Consider the following 23,572-nt stretch of genomic DNA (forward strand, 5'->3'; position numbering starts at 1 on the left):
TCAAGCAAATTGCTTAAATCTCCAAATTATTTTATCTTGTACTAACATATCTCCATTTATTATTCTTCTTTTTTATAAGTAATGCCATGTTATAACCGCTGGTATAACCATTTTCATTTCCAATTAAATAATCTATTACAACAATTCCATTTTCCATTCTCTCATCAAAACAAACCCTTGAAAAAAGAATTTTCGAATAGTCATCTTCTGGTTTAATTTCTTCGTCAAATTGTTTGTATGGCTTTATTAATCTTATTCTTGATTTATCATATTCACGATATTCAAGTTCTTTAAATTTTTTTGAATGCATAATACCATAAAAAATAATTGAATCAGATTTCTTAAAATTGTTATTTTTAAACATCCATTTGTTATCTTCCCTGACTTGGTCTATTGGCATTAAAGCATCTGATAAATACAATTTAAAATCAAGAGTATCAATGTTTGCTTTAGGTGCGGGGTTACCAAAAAAATCTGTCGGGTTCAGATAATATTTATCTAAATGATTTTTTTTAAGATAATCATTTGCAATCTCTTCAATTGCTTTTAATTCTTCTTTTTCATATGATTTTTGACAACTTAAAAATGCAAAAAATAATAAAAAAGCAGTTATTACTTTCATAGTCAGGTTACTAAATTAGTTTTACTTTTAACTTCCAGATATCTTACTAAAATTATTGCCATACGATTTAATTGTCAAAATTCCATAAATCCAGCCTCGTAATGTTTTTAATTGTTCCTCCGAACATTCCCATATGTCCCCTGGCATCCATGTCAAAAGTTCCCACAATTATTACATACTTGTTATTGTAATCTTTTAAATTTTTCTTTTCAGCAGTTTCTTTTGAAAAACTCACCCAAAAACCATTATTAGATATTCCTTTTGAATAATCTTCTTTATGCAAATAAATTACGTTCCCTTCAAACTCTAAATTCAAATATCCAATAACTTGAATTTGTTTTCCGTCATATTTTTCTGGAGTTGAAATTAACCTTATTAACGATATGTCAAATTCATGAAAGGGTACAGCTCGTTCCTTTTCATCTCTCATTTCTTTAGAATTTGTTTTATTCTGCGAACAAGCATTTAATGAGAATGCAAATAAAATTAAAATGATATATTTCATGTAATCCGATTTGTTTTGTTTAAGAGGCACTTAACTTCAAATTTTAAATAACAACTATTTTGTGGGGTGTTCTCCATTTCACAGGTAAACATTCTCAATAAAAACAGTATTAGATTACAATAATAAACAAAAAAAACAAAGAGCCGCTACGCTTTGCCATAAATTGAAATTATTTCTAAAATTTGAAAACGCTATTGTACAAATTATCACTTTAGGTGAAACAAAAAAAAAAGCAAAGCAAGGTATTGGACACAGACAGAGAAGTGCGCATAACATTTTTCTTCGTTCCTCAAAAAATGCCCTTCGGGACTTATAGCACTTCAACTGTCTGAATGTCCAATTTCAAACTGCTTTCTTTTTTTCCTTTTTCTTTTTTTAAGCATTTATCCATTGTAACAGTCTACAGCCATCATGCACATATTTTGCGCATGATACATATAGATATTTTTCTTAAATTAGAAGCCTGCTTTTAAAAAATCTCCAAAGATGTCCACGTTCCTGACATCAGCAAGATGAACGGTTGTTTAACAACCGCCTATCTTGCCACCCATTGCCTCGGAACTCGGCGGTGGAGAAACTTAAAAGACAAGAGTTTGATAATAATGAAAATGAAAGATGATGAAAAGAGAAAATTCAAACAGAACACGAATCGTGGGACTGCGATTCACTCCTTTGGAGTATGCTGAACTGGAAAAAAGATTCAGAGCAAGCACCTGCCGAAAATTAAGTGACCACATCAGAAGCCACTTATTCAACAAACCAATTGTAGCCACCTACAGAAACCAGTCTTTAGACGAACTGATGGAAGAGACCGCTGTACTTACTTCCGAATTGCGGGCAATTGGCAATAATATCAATCAGATAGCCAGAAAGATAAACACGCTCAAAACAGTTCCCGAATTCAAAGGGCATCTTTATCTGTTCGAGATCCAAAGAGAAAGGCTTTTTGATAAAATGGAAGAAGTCTCAGGCCACACCCAGAAAATAGCAGAAAAATGGTTGCAGTGATAAAAACAAGCTCGTCCATAAGAGGCATTCTGAATTACAACGAAAATAAAGTTAAAATTGGAAAAGCGGAATGCATAAGTGCTGTGAATTATCCGCTGGAACTGGAAAAACTGAGTTTCACTTCAAAATTAAACCGCTTTCTAAAACTGGCAGAACTCAATACCAATGCGAAGCGAAACACAGTGCATATCTCGCTCAACTTTGATCCCACGGAGAATCATTCGAAAGAAAAACTGGCTGAAATTGCAGACACCTATATGGAAAAACTCGGATTCGGCAGACAGCCTTACCTTGTATATCAGCATTATGATGCGGGTCATCCGCACTGCCATATCGTGACAAATAACATTCAGAGAGACGGAAAAAGAATAGATCTGCATTTACTGGGGATCAGAAAATCAGAACCTGCCCGAAAAGAAATTGAGGAAATCTTCGGGCTTGTAAAAGCTCAAGGAAGAAAACAGAAAGAACAATTTTCGTTAAATCCGATTGATGTCGGCAGAGTCCAATACGGAAAAGCAGAGTCCCGAAAGGCGATTAATTCAGTTTTAAACAAGGTGTTGTTTGATTACAAGTATTCGAGTCTGACTGAACTCAATGCCGTTCTAAATCTCTACAATGTCCATGCTGACAGAGGAACTGAGGAATCGAGAGTTTTTAAAAACAACGGACTGCTTTATAAGATACTTGACCAGAATTCAAAACCAATAGGAGTGCCGATAAAAGCCAGCGAATTCTACAGCAGACCTACCTTAAAATTTCTGGAAGAGAAGTTTAAGTCTAATGAAGCTGAAAAAGAACCCTGCAAAAAATATGTAAAAAATGCCATCAAACTAGCTTTCTTTCACGAGGACATAATTTCTCCCGAAAAATTATCCAAGATATTGGAAAAAGAACACATTCAAATGACACTAAGAAAAAGCAGGGAAGGGCAACTTTACGGAATAACCTACGTTGACCATAAAACTAGATCCGTTTTCAACGGAAGCAGTCTGGGAAAAGAATTCAGTGCAAAAGGAATTCAGGAAAGCTGTGCGATGAACATTCTTGCAATTGAGAGAAAATATCAAAGTAGTCTTTCAACTGTCTTTGAAAATTTTCAAAATATTGAATTAAAAGTGTATGTAAAAGAAAATCTGGCAGACATACTACTTCGTGGTGAAAAAGTAAATGATTATGTTTCAAAACAATTTAAAAGAAAAAAGAAAAAGAGATTTTATAAAGGTATTTAAATAATTAAGGGTGCTTATTTGCACCCTTAACTTTGTCTCATTTTTTTTAGCCTTACCTACTTAAATAATGTCTCCCTATCGACTACATAATAAAATCCATTATAATCATCCTCTTGTATTTGATAACCATTTAAATAAAAATAATACTGAATTGTTAAAAATTCATCTTTATTTAATTTTGTCTTTTTTAAAACAATTTTTTTATTCTTTAAATTTAATTCTTCGGTATATTTCGTATAGAAAATATTAAACCCTTTCTCATACTCTTTTGTTATTTTATCGCTCAAAATAAAAACTTCATAATAAACATTTTTAAAATCATTCTTATCAATCTCTATCTTATGATTTAGAACTGCGTCTAGAAATTCTTTAAAAGATTTATATGCTTTTTTAAACTTTAACTCATATAAATAATTCAAAAAATCAGCATTCGTTTTAATAATTTCGAAATTTTTAACTGAAACAAACAAACTTTCTTGACCATAAATTGAAGGCATTTCATACTTTGCTTTAGATAACTTATCAAGAACATCATCATCTATTATTGTACTTCTCTTTTCACATGAAATAAAGCACCAAAATATTAAAATAAAAACTATTCTTTTCATCGATTAAATTTATTATTAGGAGGGTTATCTAGTTTTGCTTTCTCTATTAAATCACCGCCATATTTTATTCTTTTAGTGGCATTCTTTTCCATTTTACGTGCAAGATTTTCAAAAAATGTTGCTCTAATTTCAGAAGGGTCTTTTGCACTATTTGGACTCTCATCATCTCCAGTGTTGCCTTGATCTTTATCATAGGCATGGGCCATTTCATGAACAACAATATCTAAATCAGTATCCCTACTTGTCCCTGGTTCTTCCAGCCTGTCCTTTTCTTCATCCGAAAAATTTAACAATGTTAAAGACCCAGAAGGTGCATTTGGATTTGATGGATCATATACATCCTTAGGATTATTAGTAGTCTTATTTACACCTCCCCACTCTGTTACTAAATGTGTTCTAGGACTCGATTCTAGTTTATGAAGAACATTCTTTAATGTTTTATCATTAGAACTTTCAATTTTTCTATATGAAGACAGAACTTTATACATTCCAGAACTTACACTTTCTTTCCCAGGATTATACCTTTTTCCAGTTTGGACATCGTAAAAATTCCCTTTACTATATTTAAAATTTCTAGTTTGATCTCCTTTTGTTACAACAAATATAATATCTTTTCCATCTGGATCAATATGTATCATTGGATTATTAGCAACATAATTGTAAGGACTCAAATTAACATATTTTTCCGCTTTAGGATCCATATTCATCCAGCGTCCTAAAGCTGGATCATAATTTCTTGCTCCATAGTCGTAGAAGTTAAGCCCCAGCTCGTCTTGCAGCTCCTTGCCGTTGTATTTATACTTATAGGGTTCTGCAAACTTTTTTTATACAAGATACCCCCTTGCAAAAAAATTTCTATACAAAGAACGTCCGGTTACATTTTTTTCTATAATACGAAAGTAGATTTAGTTTAGTGATTTTCCTAATAATTTTTTTATTTATGGCAATAAAAAAGCCCTCATTTCTGAGAGCTTTAGGCAGTTAAAATTTAGTAACCTGTAAGGAAGTTGGTTTAATTCTAACTATTTTTTCCGTCCTTCATAACAATAAGGTCAGTGTTTCTGTTCTGTGTTCTTCCATCTCTAAAATTATTAATCGTCATAATGAAACCTGCACTGGATAATAGTGCATTTCTGGTCGACACCTTTAGTACCTGACACTTTATAGACCAATCTATCCTCACTTGTAATTCTCCTTGACCAATAGCCTTTTAAATCATATTTCAATGGTTCGGGTTTTCCGATTCCTTTGAATGGATCTTGTCGGATAGATTTAAGCAGTGCCCTAATCTTGACAGCTATATCAGGATCGGTATCCATCCAATATTCAAAATCTTCCCAGCCTTCTGTCGTAAAACTAAAATCCATTTTAAGCAGTTTATAGTTCGTCTAAATCGAAAGTCTTCAATTCGCCTTTTTCGACTTGCTGAATTGATTTGGCCAGTCTGGTTCTGTTTGCTTTAGTAGACAATAAATGCTGGGTTTCAACCATTGAATTATATTCTTTAATTGAGATTATCACTACTGCGTCATCCTCATCGTTTCTTGGAACGATAATAATTTCTGATGAATCTGATACCTCATCAAAGTATCCTTTTATGTTTTTTCTAAGTGTTGAAATAGTAACTGCCTTCATAATGCTTTTTCTAATATCGTACGTTATTTTGTACGTTCAAATGTACTAAATATTAATCGCATATAATATTCCATTAATAAACTTTAACAGTTGACCATTCTTTATAAATTCTCTAGGCATCATAAACTCGGAAAATATCGATTTATAATTTCCCTCTGATGCGAGCTGTTCACTTTGATATATTTCTCGGTAGTGCCTGGCCATTTGTGTCCGGCAAGCTCCTGAACCCTTTCCAAAGAAATATTTCCCTCATTGAGCCAGTTGCAGATCACGCTCATTCGGATAGTCTGTGCATTGAGCTTCCGATCTGGGAATAATCCTTTTAAAGGTTCAATCATCCCGTGAATGCCTCCTACGGTGATTGGCCTTCCAAGTTTGGTGATAATCAGTTTATCCGTTTTGCACCGAAGCATCTGCTGTCGGGTTTCCTGCAGATAATGGAAAAAAACGATCATCTGTTTTGGAACCAGATTCATTGTCCGCTTATTAAGATTAGCGGAAGCCTTGATATAAACTGTTCCATTGTCCAGATCAATATCCTTTACGGCAAGCCTTATAAGTTCATCGCTTGTGAGCCCCTGATAGATCAGCAGTGATAATAAAACATTATTTCTCACATCTAAATGCTTGTACCGGTTCTCCCTTTCCAGAAGCAGCTGCAGTTCCTGACTACTGAAGAGATCCTGCACCTGTATCGCCTGATTGCTGTTTACTTTTATATTCAGGCGTTTGCAGGGATGGTCATTCCTGTAACCGCTCATAACCAGATAATCATAATATTTTTTGATTGCCGATAAGATGACAACACGATATTTGCTGTTGGACTGCCTTGCGCTTATCTCGTCCATATACCTGACGATATTCCCGTATTTGTACCGCTTGGCTTTCGGATTCAATTTTAAAAAGTGATTGATCGCAAACAGGTAGCTTGACACGGTCTGCGGGCTGTAATTTTGGAGCAGGAACTCCTCTAATGTCTGTTTTGGCATAACTCGCTTGCTTAAAAGTTTACTATTGGTTTTCGTTTCTTGTTCTTAAGGGCGTAGATATAGGTGGTATTGATATCGGAGTGCCCAAGGAACCTTCTTATAAAATCAATCCCTGCATTGTTCTCGGCCAGATGGTTTGCAATGCTGTGCCTGAGGCAGTGCAGGGTAATGTCCTTTTGGATTAGCCGGAAATCTTTGGTCTGCTCTATCATTTTTTTAAGGATGTCATTCAGGTTTTCCCCAGTGCTCCGCCTGCCTTTGGAATTGATAAAAAAGGCTTCTTCTGTCTGTTTCTTTCCTGCAAGCCTCTGGCTTCGCTCTTCCTGAATGTATTTTTTCAAATAGCCCATAACCGTATCGCTCATGGGAACTTCGCGCCTTTTGCTGTTTTTTCCGCTTCTGACCACAACCATTCCCGTGGCCAGCTTTACATCCTTTAAATCCAGCGCACTGATTTCAGAACGCCTGAGCCCGCATCCGTAAGCCACAGAGAGCAGGGCACGTTCGAGTTCGTTCTCTGCATTTTTGTATAGGCTTTTTATTTCCTCAACACTGAGCGTGTTTCTTGATTTCTCACTGCCTCCATCATAAGAGGGAATGTAATATCCGTTCTCGATTTCCTTGTTTTCCATCAGGTTCAAAAGGAAAAGCCCCTGTACGAAAAGATGAAATTTGATGCTTTTCTGTGACAATGTGCCTTCACCTCTGACCTTTGGTCTTGCAATCAGGTACTCAAAGTACCTGATTGATTCTTTCGTGGTCAGCTCTTTGATGTTATTAATTCCTGATTCTTCTAACCATACTAAGAATTCTATTAAGGTATTCTGGTACATCCTGCTGTTGCCTGTCTTGTAATTCCTGACTTTTATAAAACCCTCAAAGGCTTCCAAGAGCCTGCGGAATTCTTTATTCTGTATCCTGTTTTTCATCTTTTGTAGTGTTCTTTAATTGTTATAATTAAAACCTTTCGCTTGCGCACTCCGTGGAACACGGAACGCCAGTATCGTATGCTCAGTAAATAAAAGGGCTCTGGTGTTCCGCTGGCGTTCCGGGGTGTTCCATTTTGGTTATTTCTTTTATAGCGGTCTTAAAGTTGCTCCAATTGGCTATTCAGTTCTTTCCTGATCCTGCTTTTGAGTTTTTCCATATTGTCCCAGTGGCTTATCACATATTTGAAACCCCTGTTTACCGAGCCTTCAATGGCCTGAATGTATTCGAGTTCCTGCAAAAACTGGATATACCTGAATGAAGATGTCTTGCTGACATTGAGTTTTTGCCTGATTTCCCTATTGGTAAAACGGTGTGTCGTGCCATTCTTCTGGCTCTTTACATACCCTTTAAGATTCTCAAAAAACTGTCTTGTGCTTTTATCGAGTTCATCCACCTTGATGATAATGGAACTGAAGAAAATATCAACGGCGGATTTCACATCTTCTCTGGTCGCTATCAGCCTGCCTTTGCTGTCCGTTTTTCTCTGGTACTGGTGCAGGATTGTAATCTGCGAGACAAAGTTTTGGAACTGGCTGTTTAATCTTCTGAGCATCTTGGCTTCCAAGGGAAGTATAAGTTTATCTGCAAATGGATTAATCACCTCGTAGGATTTCAGTACCCGCATTGCATTTCTGAGAAGCTGGGTTGCCTGCAATTCATTTTCATTATTTCCTTTTCCCGCTAGTTTTTTGTTTTGGATGGCTATGATCCGCATGGTCTGCGCCTGGCTTTCATCCACTCCCAAGATTACTGAACGGCTCATGTTGTCATAATATACCTCGGCTTTGGTTGTGGTTGTCATACTGGCAAAATGTGCCTGTACCTGTTTGATCCTTCCCCTGTTGTTTCCGAAAATATCTTTGGTTACTGTGGAGCTTGTCAGGAATTTAGCCGACTGCATTTCACGAAAGGCATACTGAGCTTCCTCGTCCAGTCCGTCAAAATCCTGAATCACGATCAGCTTGTTGATCAGTTCCCTGTCCCTGTAATGGTATAAGGATTTGCTGGTAATGCGGGTCATGTTCATCACATCTTCCTGAGGCATGCACTGGGCGATCCCGTTAATCAGGTGGCTTTTTCCTTCCCCGCTTGATCCCTGCACGATGGCGTGCATCAGGTAAGGCATTTTATAGCTCGAGGCAAGCACGAAGAGAACCATCCTGTTCTGTTCTTCCCCGACAATTCCGTTCTGCTCCAAAAGTTTGTTTATGTTTTCAAGCAATTGCGGTTTTGAAAGAAATTCGACCGCTTTCTCATGTGCCTGCGGGGTAAGTTCCTTTTCCGAATAGCGATCCGTAACAGGGTTTATTTCCGCATCAAAGAGTGCTTCCCGATGTTCTTCAAGAAGGTCGGTCAGCTGTAAAAAGTCTGTTTCGAGTTCCTGAAAATCAAACCCCTGCTTTTCGGAGAGTTCACCGCACTGACTCTGCACGCTTCCAAAATCGAAAAGGTCGACTTTCAGCCTGTGTTTCTTTTGTGTATTATGTGCCACAATCTGAAGGGATACCCTGAGGTTGCCCAAATCCATAGGCAGGTTGCCTACAACGAAAAATACTCCTGCGATGCCTTTATAGCTGATTTTGTAGCCGTTGACAATCTGAAGCCCTTCGCCTGTCTTTTCTGTTTTGGCATTTTTTAAAAGATTCGATATTCCTTCGCTTCCATAATTGACCCACATCTCGTTAAGGCTGTGCCCTTCGGGAAGCTCCACTATCGATAGTGGAACGTCGGGTCTGATCTCCTGCATTTGTAACCTGATCTTTTCCATTTTCTCACCGCTTAAAGATTATTATTTCTTCCAATTCATATAATGATTTGATAATTTCCAAATGCTGTTCCAGCAGTTCCCCATCGTGCAGGGCAATAACCGCTTCCCTCTGATCCAGTATCCTGCTTTGTATCAGACTGGCACAGTCAATGACCGTCGGTGCCAAATACAATTTCTTGGTCAACGGATGCGGATAGGCGGGATAGATTCCCTCGCTGTTCAGGTACTGCTCTTTCTGCTCGTCCAGATCAAAACGCAGGGCAAAAAAATTAACGATGGTGCTGTCCTTATCCAACAGGGGGAAGATAAGCCCGTAGCGTCCAAAGACGGTATAGGCTGTCATTCCTTCTTCCCGCACGGGTGCATCGCTTTTGGCAAGCATGCCCAATCTTTCGAACTGGTCTTTTACCTGCTGTTCCCGGCGATGGTGGAACTGTCCTGAATTAAAACCGATCCGAAGATCAGAATATTCCAGCCCGATACTCTTGAGGTATTCCTTGGGCTTTAGAGCCTTGGCACTTCGGATGCCCGTTTCAAAAGACCGGAAAAGTGATTCTAAACTTTCCATACTATTTTAATGATTTCTATTATTTTGGAGGTATGACGGCCGAAGCCATGAGCAGTATTGCATTATTTCAAAGAAAGAATCAAAGTCTTCCCGTAAATTTAAAAATGCATTTTTGAAGTTTCTGCATTGCAGGCACTGTCGGCACTATTTGTCTTCTGATGTCCTGATCAAGACAATTTGTTTTTCAGCGCTGGCTACAGCCCGGCAATATTTCAGATAGGTATCGTTTTAATGAGCCAGCACAAAGTGGCTCGGGTAATTAAGCAAAAACTTAGGAGGTGATCTGATGGGATAATTTAAAGATTTACGATGGAACATAAATGAAAAATTGTATTTTTGTAATGGCCGGCAAGTAAAAGAAACATAAAAATGTACCATATCCATTTTTTATATACGATACATTGAAATTCTTGTTTTTTACATTGCAGGGACTATCATAACTAACTATTACCTTTGAATTTATGAGCATGACAACAGCAAAATCAAATCATATAGGACGCAAAATCAGCCGTATCCGTGAACTTCGCGATATGAAACAGGATGCGTTGGCACAGGCTCTTGGAACAACCCAACAGGCAATATCAATTATGGAGAACAGTGAGACAATTGAAGAAGAAAAACTAATTGAAGTGGCAAAAGCTCTGGGTGTTAGTACGGAAGCTATAAAGAATTTTTCTGAAGAAGGTGTTATTAATTATTTTAATAGTTTTACTGATAACAAAGGTCCAATATATACTGGACATCATTGCACATTTAATCCTTTAGATAAATTGGTCGAAGCATACGAAGAAAACAGAAAACTTTATGAGCGTTTGTTGGAAGCAGAAAGGAAAAGATAGGTAAATTTAAAAAGATCGAAAATATCACTTTTGTACCAAAAATAGGCTGCTTTTTAAGCAGTCTATTTTTTTGTTGAAGTCTAATCTTTAAATTACAATCTTCTACGTTTATTCTTTCGTTTTATTCGGTTGGCAAATGCCTCTTCTTCATAATCTTCTCCCTGCGATTGAGGCAGTAAACTTCCGAAAGCCTCAAAAATATTGCTGTCCTGACCGTTTTCGGGTATATCTTCCTTCCCTGAAAAGACAGTCGGGCTGTTTGGCTCGTTGATCTGATTTTCTGCAGTAATAATTTTCTGTGAAGCAGTGTTTTCTTTCTGTGGCAGGTCTGCCTTACTGGCATTATTCCACCAGCCATTAAATGCATTGGCCGAAAGGTTTTTAGCCAGCTCAGAACCGTTCCATACTATTTTAGAATTAAGGTCTATAAAAGTCATCCCGTAAATGCGCCCCGCCTCATTTCGGCGCACCACGGCATTGATGCCCTGTTCCAACAGCTTTTTCTTAAACTCCGATTCGTTAGAAGCAGTCTGCATTGCGGATTCGATCATGCTTTTAATAGCTTCCTTTGCGGGGCTGGCTTTTAGTTTTTTTTTGTTCTGCATATAGCGGGACTGCAGTTGCACTAATCCGGCACCTTTGCCAAAAAGCGAAGCCTTGAAGGGATTGCTTGCTTTTTCCCCCTTGTCATTCAGGGCAAAATAGACCAGTCCCTGTTTGGTAATCCCGTTATATTCGCCCCTGATTTCTTCGGCTGTAATATTGAAAAGGGAGAGGAGGGCATTGTATGCCCCGAAAGTCTGGAACTGGTAATGTTTTGGAATATGCGGGATAACCGAAGCCATCTGGCTTTTTATATCGCCCTCTTTGTAATCTATGGGTTTTAATGCAGGAATCCTCGGGTCGTGCTTTTTATCAATAGCTGGACTCAGGCTGTATTCTTTTTCAAGTGTCCGGCAGACAGCCATCGAACGCCTTTTCTCGAACTTGTCTGATATCTTCCTGCCGTCCTCGTCCACGCATACAGAGACGATGTGGATATGGGGGCGGTCAATATCAGTATGCTTGAATACCGCAAAGGGCTGGCCTGCATACCCCATCTGCTTCATATACTCCTGAGCCATATTCTCAAAATCGGCATCGCTTACCTTGTCTTTAGGATCGGGATTGAGCGAGATATGAAGTATCGGTTTTTCAGTTTTTCGGTTGGCCAGCAGATTCAGTTCAAAAGAGCGTAACAGCTTTTCCATGGAATAGCTCCCGTCAGGCGATTCGATAATCTTCTGGGTGAAGAGAACCTGCGCATTCTGTTTCTCGACCTTTTGAAAGTTATAGGCCATTGCGCCGTATAAACTGCTTCCTCTTGAGATTTTAGCCACCATGCTTAATCTTTTTTATACTATTTTAGCCTTTAATGATCTTTTTTAAGATAGTTTGTTTCAAATTCTTGGGTCAGCTCCACAATCTTATTCCCTAAAACGGCCAGTTCTATAGTCAGCTTTTCCAGCTTGTACAGATATGCCAGGGCTTTCTTTTCTGAAAAATTAGTATTCAGCATTTTTACTGCCTGATTGTAATTTACACCCACAGCCCTGAACTGCCCGAATAAGGCAGTCAGGCGCACATAATATTCCATTGCCGTCTTGTCAACCTTGATCGTTTTGATGCCCTTCTGAAAGATGCAGGCCGTAATAAAGTGCGCCTTTGCATTCATTCCTGACTCTTCAAACAGGGAGAGGAACCGGGCATTCTCATGTGCATTCAGGCTGATGGAATAGCGGTGGACGGCAGGGTCATTTTTAGGATGCCTGCCTCCCTTATTAGGGCTGGTTCTGCTGCTCTTTTCCATGATCAGTGGTGCATTAATTTATTCACAGCCTTAAGCGGTTTTTCCCTGGCCTATTTATATCCTGTTCCTTGTCCTGATCCTCTTTAATCCTCAAGGGCAGATTGGTTCGCTGTCTCAGTGATTCTTTTTCGCTTGGGGTTAGATTGTCCCTTGCAGGATTATTTATAAATTGGAAGACCGTTTTAACCGGCCCCATTATATCCGGATACTTCTCAGGCTTATGTTCAGGCTTCTTTGTCTTGCCATTGATTTTTACTGCCAGCAGTTTTTTTAAAAGCCTGCCAAGCCCTGTTTTTGTTCGATTCTTAAGCTGTCTGATAAAATTGGAAAAGAAATTGGATAAAATGTCCCCGCCCTTGTCTGCCTGCATAAAGGGGGCGTTTGTCGTATCCCTCTTTTTAATTTTCTTCTTTTTTTCCTCTTCAGGTCTTGGCGGTGCAAATGGCTTTTTCTTTTTTTTCAGATCCCTATCTTTATGCTTGTCTTTTTCCATGATCTTGATTTTAAGGGAAAAGATAATCATAAGGGTTTTAATGTTATTGATTTTGGCACTTTAAGGCAGTGAATGGCTGTAGCTGTCCAGTTTGAGAAGGGATGGGTTTTATATTCTGCCCAAAGAAAGAATAAAAAGAAAACCAAGGTAGGACGTGATGGATCAGCCTGTCCAAAAGACTACGGCATAATGCCTTGCTCGTATCCTCACAAGCCACCCTGCGGGACTTATTCCGTTTCCTTTTGGCCTGTCTGCATCCCGCCCTGAAAAAACTGCTTTCTTTTTCTTTTTTCCGTTTTTCTGTTTTCTTTTGGAAAATATATTTGAGGTTTTTATATATATTCATATACTGCCCGATATGAAGATATATGTGCTTCTATAAACACAAAGGCAGGTACTGATGCAGGTGCGTAAAAGCATATATCTGCAAAAGCATAAAAGCGTGCTTGCATAGGTACATCCCTGCATCTGCATTTACTTGCAGGATTGTATAGGTATGTAGATATGCAGGCCTTTACAGGCATATTCTCATAAGCCAGCTTGCATATCCCAACATAACAACTCAGGAAATAAAAGCAGAAAAAAATCTCAAATGAAGACTGTCCGGATTTTTAATGCTATTACGGCTCGCCACAGCCCCAAAGGCTGATTTTAAGAAGCGGTATAAAACTTGAAATTAGGCACAATAAAAAAAGGGCTTCGAGCCCTTTCAGTTTAAATCCATCTGTAAAATTATTTTCGAGAGAAAATAGCAAGTTGTGTTCTGAGATGCTTGAAATACTTTCCGCATCTCAAAACAACTTGCCCTTGCAGGGGGCTGAAAAAAACTCCAAAGTCGTTTTTATTGATTGCATAACTATTTTTAAGTGATGTAAAATGGATCGTTTTTTACAAATTTTGGATCGTTTTTTACATCAATCCTTTGTTCGGTTTATTTTAATTTAGATTTATAAAATACTTATAAAGTGGATATTATAAAAAAAACATCTATCAGGCTATTTTGATATGCCTTAAGTCAGATAATAAAATATTATAAACATTAAAAGCAATGGCATGAAAACATCAATATCTAAAAATATCATAGCCGACATAATCTGCCTGCTTTATATCCTGCTTTTTGTTTATGCAGCTATAAGCAAGCTGCTTGATTTTGAGAACTTCCGTATTCAATTGGGACAGTCACCTTTATTAAGTGCGTTTGCCGGATATATTGCATGGATGGTACCTATACTTGAATTATTTATTGTATTGCTTATTGTTTCAAAAAGGTGGAAAATTATGGGGCTTTTTGGAGCGTTGTGCCTGATGGTTATGTTTACCGCATATATTTTCATTATTTTAAATTACAGCCCTTTTGTTCCTTGTTCCTGTGGAGGAATTCTGCAGAAAATGGGATGGGGGGAACATCTTATTTTTAATTGTGTTTTCATAATGCTGGCCGCAGCAGGTATCCTGATACTGCGCCGGGGTGTGCCCAAGGCACACTTTATTTCAAAACCTGCTGCACTGGCCAGTGCCTTTTCTATGACAATATTTTTCAGCATAGGTATTGTTACTCTGCTCTTCATGCTATCAGAAGACATAATCCATCACCGAAATAATTTTGTCCGCCGTTTTTATCCTGGATTGGCCAGCCCAATTTTTGAAAAAAAATTGGATGTCAACAGTTACTATCTGGCTGGATTTGATAATGGTGAAATCTATCTTGGCAATATCACGGCACCACTTACGGTAACAATTCTCGATACCCTTTTGCGCAAACAGGAGCGCTATATGATTTCGCTTTCGGACACCCTATTAAATTTTAGATCCATTAAAGTTGCCGTTCGTCCTCCATATTTCTATGTTTTTGATGGTTCGGTTCCCTGTCTTTTTAGCGGCAGGACATCAAACTGGCAAGCTCAGTTATGGCCTAATAAAAAAGCATTCTTCACGAATTTTGAGCCTATTGATTCTGCAACAGTAGCTTTTAGGGGTATTGATTCCAACTCAAAAGAAAATGTTTTGGGTACTGTATCTGCCCACCCGGGTTCAAACCTGCGATTGTCTGACAAATTACTGCAGAAGCAGATTGATGGGGTATTTGATACCGATGGAATGCTACTCTATAATGCCCAAAAACAAGAACTGATCTATTCTTACTACTACCGGAACCAATACGTCGTTGCCGATAAAGATCTCAACTTGAAGTACCGCGGAAAAACAATAGACACCAATACGATCGCAAAAATTAAGGTTGCCTTTCATTCCAAGGAAAAGCAGAGCCAGTTAGCGGGCCCGCCTCTTATTGTAAATAAAGATGCAGCAACCGATGGCAAATACCTTTATATAAATGCAGGCCTAATGGGAAAGTTTGAGCGCAGCTCCATGTGGCAAAAAGCGTCTGTTATCGATGTGTATGATATTGACAAAGGCACATATATTTCCAGTTTTTACATCTATAATAAAGGAGATAAAAAGGTAAGACAGTTCAGGATCAACAGTAGCCGTCTCGTTGCCTTTTTTGGGGAAGATATAGTTGTGTATAAAATTCACTATTAACAGTATAAAGAACTACTGATCAGCAGCAGGGTAAGGTTGAAAACCTGTAACAGAGTAAACCGTAACTTAATATTAGAAACCATGAAAAATAGATTTTTCAAACCGGGGCTGCAAATTGCAGCCATTCTAATCGCAGCATTCGGTGCCTTCGCTTTTAACCAGGCACCCGCAAAAGATGCTTCGTTAGCAATCGTTTTTGGTAGAATGCCAGTTAGCTGTGCTGACACCAATATCGAGTGTACAACGGATCAAATCGGCCCATTGTGTAAAAGCGGCGTTACGACGCTTTATGAATGGGACGGCAGCGGCTGTGCGCAACCATTGCACAAAAAACCATAGTGGTTTGTGCATGCTTTAAAATTCAATGCCGGAACATTTGTCCCGGCATTGTTATTAATTTCCTAAAATATCGTTCCCAATACCTTTCAGGTAGTAATCAAACCAATTGTGAATCCTGTCGGAAAGGTCTTTACAGGCTTCGGGTGCCGCCAAAGCATGGCCTTCTCCCGGATAAATAAGCATTGTATGTTTTTTGCCCAGCCTTCGAAGTGCCAAATGCATCTCCAAACTTTGTTCCCATTTAACTGAACCATCCTGTTTTCCGTGCCATGTTAACAGTGGCGTCGTAATACCTATCGCTTGGGCAATTGGAGAATTTTCAATATAACCGCCATAATTCTCATAAAGCGATTTACCTATCCTATGCTGCCCGCTTTCATACCTTTGATTTTGCGCCTGTTTGGCTCGAATTTCCAAGACACCGCTAACCATGTCAGTAACACCGGCACCGGCAACAGCCGCAGCAAACATTTTTGACTGCGTTATTATAAAAGAGGCTTCATAACCGCCATAGGAATGCCCAATTAAACCTATACGGCTTGTATCAGCAATACCGAGTTTTATAACAGCTTTTACTGCACTCTCCACACAATCAACTGCCGATCTGCCTGGCTCGCCAATTTGATAGGTGATGTCCGGGTACAGCACCAAATACCCTTCAGAAGCATAATTTAATGGACTGAACCCAATACTGTCATATTGAGTGGGTTTAGAGTAGCTATGAAATAAGTAGGATTGCCTTTCATATATCGAGACAATCATCGGGTATGTTTTTCCGATGCTAAAATTAGTTGGATAGTATAACTTCCCCTGCAAATTATTCCCGCGAGCATCCGTGTATGAAATGAGCCTGACTGTTGCTTTTTCGAAATTGTCTTCATGCGCATTGCTTCGTAGCAGAACCTCGGATCTGCCATTTGCAAGAAACATTAACTTTGGAGCGCTTACAGCAGTTTCGCTGATGAAGATATAGGCGTTCTTAGTATGTGCCTTTTTTAAGCGGGAATTTTTTGCAGCTGTGTAAAACAGCTTTTGCAGCTCCCTTTTGTTCCAATAAAAATACCCCGTTGCTTTATCGTCCCCTTGGGATTCCAGAACCAATCCATTGTCAGTGTTGTAGCATGCACTTACAAAATTGAAGCTGTTAACCTTTGACTCCTGTTTGTTGGCAGCCGATAGCCGGTAGGTAATGCCATGTTTAAAGCCATCGGTGATTCGCTGCCTGTTTTTGCCATCGGGGGACATCAGCCAGATATCATAGCGGTCATAAATAATGGCCTTGCCATCGGAAGTCCAATCAGGAGTTCCATAGGGTTGCGATGGCGATGGGCGGTCATTTTCAACATCTGTTAACGGTGTGCCCATGGTATCGGTCAGACACGAATGCTTCATTGTTCTGGTATCATATACCCACCAATTTTTGAGATCAAAGTAGCTAATGAATCGCCCATCAGGAGATGCCCCCATGGTCAATAGCTTGCGGTTTTGTTTTTTAGCCAGCAATGTTGTGGCGCCCGTTTCTATATTTGTAATATAAAAATCAGCATAGCCATAAACATCGTATTGGGGCTCATAGTCCTGCAGATGATAGGCCACAAAATATCTGTAATCCGCTGTGAAAATTCCAACAGGACGTCCTTGCGTTGCAGCCTGTACAATCTTGTCCTGCTTTGGAATCCATACCGTTACCATCGGTGCATATTCGTAGTTTCCGTAGATTTTTTCACGTGGATATTCCCAGACAGTTTCCGAATCCCACACCTCGGGTATTATAGCAGCAGCAACAGGTTTCTCCTTTACGCAATGAAAAATAATTCTATTGCCGTCAGCGCTTATATCTAAAGCTGTAGAGCCAAGAGGCCTATCAATGCACCGATCCTTTAATTCTTGAAATGTTTTACTATCTAGCATTTGTAAGGCAGCAGCGGTCTGGACGTTTTGGCAATAGCCAATATTGTAAGCGCCTTTGCTTTTCTCCATAAAGGCAAGCGTATTCCCATTTGCAGACCAAACGACATCACTAAATTCAGAGTCTTTTGCAATGGCTATTGGCGTAAATTTTCCGCCATGCTGCGGCTGCAGCAGCAATATGCTATTGGAAGTAATGCCTACAATACCGGTTGCCTCATGAATGCTAAAAGACAGTATTCCTGGGTAAAAATGCTCACTATCGTTATTAAGGTTGACGATCCGCAATCCCTTTTTTTCATCATTGGCTTCCAATGCGACCAAGAATTTTCCTTTGTTGAAAAATTCTGCCTTGACAATATCATTGAATGATTTGGCAGTGCCTGTATTGAGGTTGCGCAAAAGCAGATTCCTTCCAGATGCGAAAAGCTTAACATGTTTACTATCCCCGCTAAAAGTGGCATCGATGCAATCAGGGTATGCAATCTTTTTACCAGTCTTTACATTTTGTATAAAGAGCGTGTCAATACCGGTATCATAATCCAGAATGTAGCTTATCCATTTGGCATCAGGAGAAAGCTGCTCGTTTGTCAATGTATTCCATTTGTCTGCGTCAGTCCATTGCATTTTTTTCTTTTGAACCTGGCTGCAAATCGTGCCAATCCAGAACAGCATGGTTATGATTATATGGCTATTTTTACTCATCATCTTTAGTATCCGGGGTTTTGGTATAAGTTACTGTTTGAAATGATTTCTGCCTCCGGTAGCGGAAACAGGACATGGGTAGCCTGCCACGAGGGTTTGATTGCTCCAATGACCGTTGCTGCTTTATTTGTTCGTATTAGGTCAAACCAGCGGTGTCCCTGTTCGGTAAAAAGTTCCAATCGTCTTTCTCCCATAATTGCTTCTAGCATATTTTCAGGGCTTGAGGAGATATTGTCAGAAAGTCCAGCCCTGTGACGGATTACATTCAGATCTGCATGTGCACCGTCCAAATCACCAAGGTGCGCGCGCGCCTCAGCCCGGATCAAATATTGTTCGGACAATCGAAGCATTATCGTAAATTCCTTGGACGTACCGGTGTTTATTATTTGTTTGTATTTGAAGGGGTAATACCAAGTATTGGTTCCGTTTGTGGCGCTTCCTATCCAGTTTGTACGGCGCAAATCTCCTGTGCTGAATGCGTTTACAAATGTATTATCAAGGGCGAAAAAAGGCGGTGGTGTTGCAGTAAATACAAACGTTCGTGCATCAATGGTAGTAGTTCCCGAGAGTCCTGCGTGAAGCGACCATATCGTTTCACTGCTTTCTTTTAAAAAGACAGCAGCCGGATCCTGTACTATTGCATATAGTGGATTACCGATTACTGTGCTGGATTCGGCATCGGCTGATGCCCAATTTTCATTGTACAGGTATACGCGGGCAAGCAATGCCGAAGCAGCTGCTTTGTTTGGCCTTACTCTAAAAGAAACAGCGTATGCATCGGGCAGCATTGTTTTCGCCAGTGATAAATCAGCAATTATTGCTTGATATACTTCAGGTATGGATTGTCTATGAACCACTGCATTAACGTGGTAATCTGTTGTGGTTATGTATGGGATTTTACCGAAAACATTCATTAGGTGAAAATGCAGCAGCGCACGAATAAACAACGCCTCACCTTTGAGTTTTTCCTTGTCGGCAGCCTCTATTGATTCAGAGTTTTCCAACCCTTTAATCAGTGCATTTGCTGCGTATATCTGACCATAGCCCGTGTTCCAGAAATTTGCAACGGATGAGTTCATTGCACTGACAGTATGGTTATAATACGGTGCAGCGGCGGAACTGCTGCTATAAGCAACCAGCTCGTCTGAATAGGAAGCCATTAAAGCAGATAGTCCCTGACCGTTTCCAGATATAAGGCCACTCTCCCGCATCCGGGCATAGATATCTGACAATGCTGCCGTAACTGTTGAAACATCATTAAAAACCGTTTCGCCCGTAAGCTGTGTTTGCGGTAAATCTACCTCTGTGAAACTCTCGCAGGCCCCAAAGCAACTCGCCAGCGTTAGAATCAATACTATTTTTAAAGAATTATATGTTTTCATTGTATATAGCTTTTAGATTAGAAACCTATTTGAAATCCAATTGTGAATTGACGAAGAGGCGGCAGGTATAACCCGGAACGATTCTCGGGATCAGCACCATTGTAATTGGTAAAGGTCAACAGGTTCTGACCCTGCAGGTATAATTTCCCAGTGAACACCTTGCTTAATTTTTCGGGAATCTGCCATGAAAGACTAATACTCTTTAACCTTATGAATGATGCATCACTTATCGATGCACTGCTGTTGCTGAACCTGTCCGCTGCATTAACAGCATCATCATTTAGCCCGCTCGTATATATTTGGCTGTATGCACCCGTTCCATCCTGTGGCCAATGGTTTGCTACCTCTATAGCCTGATTTACCATTAATCCAGCAGGCAGTGCCGTATAGGCAAAGTTTCTGCCCTGCTGTTTTACAAATTGAAACAGAAAATCCAGTTCCCACCTTTTGTAATTGAGTTTGTTACCAAATCCGCCAAAGTATTTCGGAGCGGTATCTGCAATATATTGGCGATCACTTGCATTGATTATACCATCGCCATTGTAATCCTCAAAAGTGTAAACACCCGTTTGGGGATCAATGCCTGTGTAATGGTAAACTTTGGCAATTCCCAGCGATTCGCCAACCACCAATGAGTTGGCGTAGGTCGAACCTTCAAGTCCGGGAAATGAAACAAGCCTATTTTTAGAAACTGAAAGATTTACTGCTGTTGTCCAATTAAAATCCTTTGTTTTGAGGTTGACAGTTCGCAGTTCCAGCTCGATACCATTGTTTTCGACTGTCGCATCAAGGTTCGCCAATATTGATGGGAATCCCGTAGTTCCCGGCAGCGGAACGCCGACCAGCTGATTCGATGAGCGGTTCTGAAAATAAGCCGCGGAGAAAAACACATTATCGTGCAGAAAACCAAGGTCGATAGCCGCTTCAAATTTCCTGTTGGATTCCCAGCCGAACTGCGGATTATAAAGTCGTGTAGGAACCATTCCAATAATGCCGTTATAATTATTTGTCGAAACTGAATAGGTATCTAGGAATTGGTAATCGCCAATCTGGTCGTTGCCCGTTATACCATAACTAGCCCTTAACTTCCCGAAACTAAGAACTGAAAACTTATCCTTCAGCAATTGTTCGTTTGAGAAAATCCATGCACTGCCGACTGCCCCGAAGTTTGCAAAGCGATTTCCCGGGCCGAATCGGCTCGAACCATCCCTTCTGCCAGTCGCATTGATAATGTACTTGTCTGCCCAGACTGCGTTGAGGCGGGCAAAAAATGCATTGTAACGGTACTCCGTAAAAATGTGGCTCTGTACTGTACGGTTTGTAGCCGCTGCCAGATTATTAATCAGACTGTTGCTTGCAAAACCGGAACCGGATTGTGAAAGCTGTTCTGTATTTTGCTCCTGAAAAGTCGTGCCGACAAGCGCGCTTAATTTCAAGTTATTCCATTTCCTGTTCCAGTTTAGCTGCGGTTCGATGATCCACGAACGGCGTGAGCCAGTACTTACCGCCAGTGATGAATTAGCGCTTGTAAGCCCATAAGAAGGATTATACATTGTTGATGGTGCAGTTCGGATTTCGGATATATGGCTGTCATTATAACCAACGCTTGCCCTTAATTCCCAAGCTGGATTAAATTTATAGGACAGTATTGCATTTGAAATCAGATTCTGTGTTTTGGAAGAAAATTTAGCTTCTAAATAGCCTAATGGATTATTGAATGTTCCATTTTCCCAATTTAATTTCCCTTCATCATTATACAGGGCAGGTGCATTTGGTGGCAGCATGTACGCCTCGGAAGTCAGATCAATACCCGGTAGTGCATTATTATCGGAAACATAATCAGCCGAAAATGCCAGACTGAATTTTTCATTATCAGACCGGTGCGTAATGCTGCTATGCACTGAATCCTTCTTGTACTTTGAACTTCCGGGAAAGACAGTCGTTTCATCACGGAATGACCCGCTTAAAAGAAATTGTGTATTTACTGTGCCGCCTGAAACTGAACTTTGCAATGTGTTTACCAGGGCAGTATTGCCAATCAGCTTATCCTGCCAATCAGTATAGCGGTTGCGATCCCAAGTGCCATTGACATCATACTCCCATTCAGGATATTCAGTTATGCCGTCATTTGCAAAAGCTTCGTCCCGCATGGCGATATATTGCTGTGTGTTCATCAGATTTACTTTTCTTGCTACTACCCCGAATGTGGTGGCGCTGCCGACTGTAAATCGTGTTGCGCCGGCTTTTCCTTTTTTGGTTGTAATAAGCACCACGCCGTTTGCCCCTCGCGAGCCATATATAGCCGTAGCATCGGCATCTTTCAATACTTCGATACTTTCTATATCTGATGGGTTAATGCTATTAAGAGGGCTTGTTGTTCCCGGCATGATTCCGCCAGAAAGACCTGTAGTCATTACAGATTGCGAAGAATACGGTACACCATCAATAATGTAAAGCGGGGAGTTCCCTTCGGTACGTATGCTGTTGCGTCCGCGAATCTGAATATCAAAAGCACCACCGGGAAGCCCCGTGCTTTGTGTAATGTTTACTCCCGACACGCGTCCTTGCATTGCAGCCAATGGGTTTGAAACAGTCTGTGTTTCAATATCTTTAGACGTAATCTTAGCAATACTACCCGTACGCTCTTTATCCTTTACTTTGTAATACCCTGCATTAATAGTCACTTCCTTCAGCTGAGTGCTGTCTTCGGATAATGTTATATTTATTGAGGTTTTGTTTCCGACTATGATTTCTTGGGTGGCATACCCGATAAATGAAAAGACAAGTATGTCTGTAGAATTAGCCGTAATTGAAAATTTGCCTTTGTCGTCTGTTACGGTTGAAATGGCAGTTCCTTTTACGGTGACTGTTACGCTGGGAAGCGGTCCCAAAGCATCAGTAACGGTACCTGTAATTTGCTGTTGTGATTGCTTCGTGTAGCTTCCGAACGTTAGTTCGGTGGCATAAATTTGGTTTGAAAGCAAAAGCACAAAAATAAAAATGCAAGGACAGGAAGGTCTGCCCTTGTTGAATGAAAGATTTTTCATAATTTTAGATAGGATTAAATGAAACGTTAGTTTTGGTTTTCTCTCGCCTTCTATGCTAGTTTGGACGCAAGTAATAGAAGGCTTTTTCTTGTTAATTAATTCACCATAGGCATAATTTGATTTTAGAATATGTAATAAGTCAATAGCTGTTGTGTGGGTTAAAACCTGTGGCTATACAGGAGAAATTATATCTTTTGACTATAGTAAAATAACCCAGCCCTTCCCCCGACTAACTCAGCTGGATACCAGTACGGGCTGGGCATCTTATAAATGAAAATAATGAAACTACAGCATAAGCAAACCTCTTAAGGGTTAGACAGAAATGGCTGCGATCTTACTGAGAAATAAATCGTGAAGTTGCTTTGAGAAGTTGAGATAGAGTCCCAAAAAGGAGGCGTGGGTTGTTCTCAGCTTATTGCCTTCATGGTACTGGTATACCGGGAACAATAAGTGAGCCCACGCCATTTTATAGGCGTGAGCATTTACACTTATCTTCTCGTTCCCATTTAAAAAGTACCAGTTTTTGAAGGCGAGATTCAAAGCG

General features: G+C 39.7%; 20 protein-coding genes and 1 pseudogene. 5 read left to right on the forward strand and 16 right to left on the reverse strand.

Annotated features, from left to right (window positions below; genetic code table 11):
* Positions 1 to 31: 31 nt before the first annotated feature.
* Together J7574_RS09635 and J7574_RS09640 are read right to left on the reverse strand one after the other, a co-directional pair.
* A complete protein-coding gene (locus J7574_RS09635) occupies positions 32 to 622 on the reverse strand; it encodes a hypothetical protein (protein ID WP_290967451.1) in 591 nt (196 codons plus the stop codon).
* 67 nt (positions 623 to 689) lie between these two features.
* On the reverse strand, positions 690 to 1,127 hold the full coding sequence (locus J7574_RS09640; RefSeq protein ID WP_290967453.1) for a hypothetical protein: 438 nt from the start codon (positions 1,125 to 1,127) through the stop codon (positions 690 to 692).
* 651 nt (positions 1,128 to 1,778) lie between these two features.
* Here J7574_RS09640 and mobC point away from each other — a divergent pair.
* Entirely contained in the window at positions 1,779 to 2,135 is a 357-nt protein-coding gene (gene mobC / locus J7574_RS09645) for a plasmid mobilization relaxosome protein MobC (RefSeq protein WP_290967454.1), read from the forward strand.
* Positions 2,123 to 3,367: a relaxase/mobilization nuclease domain-containing protein gene (locus tag J7574_RS09650; protein ID WP_290967456.1), complete on the forward strand. Its 1,245-nt coding sequence runs from the start codon at positions 2,123 to 2,125 to the stop codon at positions 3,365 to 3,367. Before mobC ends, J7574_RS09650 begins: the two co-directional genes overlap by 13 nt.
* Before the next feature lie 56 nt (positions 3,368 to 3,423).
* On the opposite strand, the gene J7574_RS09655 is transcribed toward J7574_RS09650, so the two are convergent.
* The 8 genes and pseudogenes from J7574_RS09655 to J7574_RS09690 form a co-directional block, all read right to left on the reverse strand.
* Positions 3,424 to 3,975: a hypothetical protein gene (locus tag J7574_RS09655; protein ID WP_290967458.1), complete on the reverse strand. Its 552-nt coding sequence runs from the start codon at positions 3,973 to 3,975 to the stop codon at positions 3,424 to 3,426.
* Positions 3,972 to 4,769, reverse strand: a pseudogene (locus tag J7574_RS09660) (RHS repeat-associated core domain-containing protein); the annotation flags it as partial. The pseudogene J7574_RS09660 and the gene J7574_RS09655, both read right to left, overlap by 4 nt.
* 297 nt (positions 4,770 to 5,066) lie before the next feature.
* The gene (locus J7574_RS09665) at positions 5,067 to 5,342 is read right to left on the reverse strand and encodes a Txe/YoeB family addiction module toxin (RefSeq protein WP_290967460.1); all 276 of its coding nucleotides are present in this window, start codon (positions 5,340 to 5,342) and stop codon (positions 5,067 to 5,069) included.
* Positions 5,343 to 5,352: 10 nt separating this feature from the next.
* Positions 5,353 to 5,610 carry a type II toxin-antitoxin system Phd/YefM family antitoxin gene (locus J7574_RS09670; protein WP_290967462.1) on the reverse strand — a complete coding sequence of 86 codons (258 nt, stop codon included), beginning with the start codon at positions 5,608 to 5,610 and terminating at the stop codon, positions 5,353 to 5,355.
* Positions 5,611 to 5,729: 119 nt separating this feature from the next.
* Entirely contained in the window at positions 5,730 to 6,599 is an 870-nt protein-coding gene (locus J7574_RS09675) for a tyrosine-type recombinase/integrase (RefSeq protein WP_290967464.1), read from the reverse strand.
* 11 nt (positions 6,600 to 6,610) lie between these two features.
* Positions 6,611 to 7,528: a tyrosine-type recombinase/integrase gene (locus J7574_RS09680; protein ID WP_290967465.1), complete on the reverse strand. Its 918-nt coding sequence runs from the start codon at positions 7,526 to 7,528 to the stop codon at positions 6,611 to 6,613.
* A gap of 158 nt (positions 7,529 to 7,686) precedes the next feature.
* Positions 7,687 to 9,357, reverse strand: coding sequence for a hypothetical protein (locus J7574_RS09685; protein ID WP_290967467.1), 1,671 nt, complete (start codon positions 9,355 to 9,357; stop codon positions 7,687 to 7,689).
* 4 nt (positions 9,358 to 9,361) lie between these two features.
* Entirely contained in the window at positions 9,362 to 9,925 is a 564-nt protein-coding gene (locus J7574_RS09690) for a hypothetical protein (protein WP_290967469.1), read from the reverse strand.
* Positions 9,926 to 10,392: 467 nt separating this feature from the next.
* Between J7574_RS09690 and J7574_RS09695 the strand changes: the two genes are divergently transcribed.
* Positions 10,393 to 10,764, forward strand: coding sequence for a helix-turn-helix transcriptional regulator (locus J7574_RS09695; protein ID WP_290967471.1), 372 nt, complete (start codon positions 10,393 to 10,395; stop codon positions 10,762 to 10,764).
* A 92-nt stretch (positions 10,765 to 10,856) separates the two neighbouring features.
* On the opposite strand, the gene mobB is transcribed toward J7574_RS09695, so the two are convergent.
* The 3 genes from mobB to J7574_RS09710 are packed head-to-tail and all read right to left on the reverse strand — an operon-like array spanning position 10,857 to position 13,106.
* Positions 10,857 to 12,146, reverse strand: a complete 1,290-nt coding sequence (gene mobB, locus J7574_RS09700) for a conjugal transfer protein MobB (protein WP_290967473.1) — start codon at positions 12,144 to 12,146, stop codon at positions 10,857 to 10,859.
* 29 nt (positions 12,147 to 12,175) lie between these two features.
* The gene (gene mobA, locus J7574_RS09705) at positions 12,176 to 12,613 is read right to left on the reverse strand and encodes a conjugal transfer protein MobA (protein WP_290967474.1); all 438 of its coding nucleotides are present in this window, start codon (positions 12,611 to 12,613) and stop codon (positions 12,176 to 12,178) included.
* A 22-nt stretch (positions 12,614 to 12,635) separates the two neighbouring features.
* Positions 12,636 to 13,106, reverse strand: a complete 471-nt coding sequence (locus tag J7574_RS09710) for a hypothetical protein (protein WP_290967475.1) — start codon at positions 13,104 to 13,106, stop codon at positions 12,636 to 12,638.
* A gap of 1,053 nt (positions 13,107 to 14,159) precedes the next feature.
* On the opposite strand from J7574_RS09710, the gene J7574_RS09715 reads away from it, so the two are divergent.
* Entirely contained in the window at positions 14,160 to 15,647 is a 1,488-nt protein-coding gene (locus J7574_RS09715) for a MauE/DoxX family redox-associated membrane protein (RefSeq protein ID WP_290967477.1), read from the forward strand.
* Between the two features lie 81 nt (positions 15,648 to 15,728).
* Positions 15,729 to 15,986 carry a hypothetical protein gene (locus J7574_RS09720; RefSeq protein WP_290967478.1) on the forward strand — a complete coding sequence of 86 codons (258 nt, stop codon included), beginning with the start codon at positions 15,729 to 15,731 and terminating at the stop codon, positions 15,984 to 15,986.
* A 54-nt stretch (positions 15,987 to 16,040) separates the two neighbouring features.
* On the opposite strand, the gene J7574_RS09725 is transcribed toward J7574_RS09720, so the two are convergent.
* From J7574_RS09725 to J7574_RS09735, 3 genes are read right to left on the reverse strand one after another with little or no spacing between them, the layout of a single operon-like run.
* Entirely contained in the window at positions 16,041 to 18,602 is a 2,562-nt protein-coding gene (locus tag J7574_RS09725) for a prolyl oligopeptidase family serine peptidase (protein WP_290967479.1), read from the reverse strand.
* 2 nt (positions 18,603 to 18,604) lie between these two features.
* Positions 18,605 to 19,981: a RagB/SusD family nutrient uptake outer membrane protein gene (locus J7574_RS09730; RefSeq protein ID WP_290967481.1), complete on the reverse strand. Its 1,377-nt coding sequence runs from the start codon at positions 19,979 to 19,981 to the stop codon at positions 18,605 to 18,607.
* 17 nt (positions 19,982 to 19,998) lie between these two features.
* The gene (locus tag J7574_RS09735; protein WP_290967483.1) at positions 19,999 to 23,028 is read right to left on the reverse strand and encodes a TonB-dependent receptor; all 3,030 of its coding nucleotides are present in this window, start codon (positions 23,026 to 23,028) and stop codon (positions 19,999 to 20,001) included.
* Positions 23,029 to 23,572 lie beyond the last annotated feature (544 nt).

It is taken from the genome of Flavobacterium sp. (assembly GCF_017744675.1).
Classification (GTDB): domain Bacteria; phylum Bacteroidota; class Bacteroidia; order Flavobacteriales; family Flavobacteriaceae; genus Flavobacterium.

Excerpts from the sequence above, each read along its gene's own strand:
- J7574_RS09635 (WP_290967451.1), bottom strand. The coding sequence starts at position 622 with ATGAAAGTAATAACTGCTTTTTTATTATTTTTTGCATTTTTAAGTTGT.
- J7574_RS09640 (WP_290967453.1), bottom strand. The coding sequence starts at position 1,127 with ATGAAATATATCATTTTAATTTTATTTGCATTCTCATTAAATGCTTGT.
- J7574_RS09650 (WP_290967456.1), top strand. The coding sequence starts at position 2,123 with ATGGTTGCAGTGATAAAAACAAGCTCGTCCATAAGAGGCATTCTGAAT.
- J7574_RS09655 (WP_290967458.1), bottom strand. The coding sequence starts at position 3,975 with ATGAAAAGAATAGTTTTTATTTTAATATTTTGGTGCTTTATTTCATGT.
- J7574_RS09665 (WP_290967460.1), bottom strand. The coding sequence starts at position 5,342 with ATGGATTTTAGTTTTACGACAGAAGGCTGGGAAGATTTTGAATATTGG.
- J7574_RS09670 (WP_290967462.1), bottom strand. The coding sequence starts at position 5,610 with ATGAAGGCAGTTACTATTTCAACACTTAGAAAAAACATAAAAGGATAC.
- J7574_RS09675 (WP_290967464.1), bottom strand. The coding sequence starts at position 6,599 with ATGCCAAAACAGACATTAGAGGAGTTCCTGCTCCAAAATTACAGCCCG.
- J7574_RS09680 (WP_290967465.1), bottom strand. The coding sequence starts at position 7,528 with ATGAAAAACAGGATACAGAATAAAGAATTCCGCAGGCTCTTGGAAGCC.
- J7574_RS09685 (WP_290967467.1), bottom strand. The coding sequence starts at position 9,357 with ATGGAAAAGATCAGGTTACAAATGCAGGAGATCAGACCCGACGTTCCA.
- J7574_RS09690 (WP_290967469.1), bottom strand. The coding sequence starts at position 9,925 with ATGGAAAGTTTAGAATCACTTTTCCGGTCTTTTGAAACGGGCATCCGA.
- J7574_RS09695 (WP_290967471.1), top strand. The coding sequence starts at position 10,393 with ATGACAACAGCAAAATCAAATCATATAGGACGCAAAATCAGCCGTATC.
- mobB (WP_290967473.1), bottom strand. The coding sequence starts at position 12,146 with ATGGTGGCTAAAATCTCAAGAGGAAGCAGTTTATACGGCGCAATGGCC.
- mobA (WP_290967474.1), bottom strand. The coding sequence starts at position 12,613 with ATGGAAAAGAGCAGCAGAACCAGCCCTAATAAGGGAGGCAGGCATCCT.
- J7574_RS09710 (WP_290967475.1), bottom strand. The coding sequence starts at position 13,106 with ATGGAAAAAGACAAGCATAAAGATAGGGATCTGAAAAAAAAGAAAAAG.
- J7574_RS09715 (WP_290967477.1), top strand. The coding sequence starts at position 14,160 with ATGAAAACATCAATATCTAAAAATATCATAGCCGACATAATCTGCCTG.
- J7574_RS09720 (WP_290967478.1), top strand. The coding sequence starts at position 15,729 with ATGAAAAATAGATTTTTCAAACCGGGGCTGCAAATTGCAGCCATTCTA.
- J7574_RS09725 (WP_290967479.1), bottom strand. The coding sequence starts at position 18,602 with ATGATGAGTAAAAATAGCCATATAATCATAACCATGCTGTTCTGGATT.
- J7574_RS09730 (WP_290967481.1), bottom strand. The coding sequence starts at position 19,981 with ATGAAAACATATAATTCTTTAAAAATAGTATTGATTCTAACGCTGGCG.
- J7574_RS09735 (WP_290967483.1), bottom strand. The coding sequence starts at position 23,028 with ATGAAAAATCTTTCATTCAACAAGGGCAGACCTTCCTGTCCTTGCATT.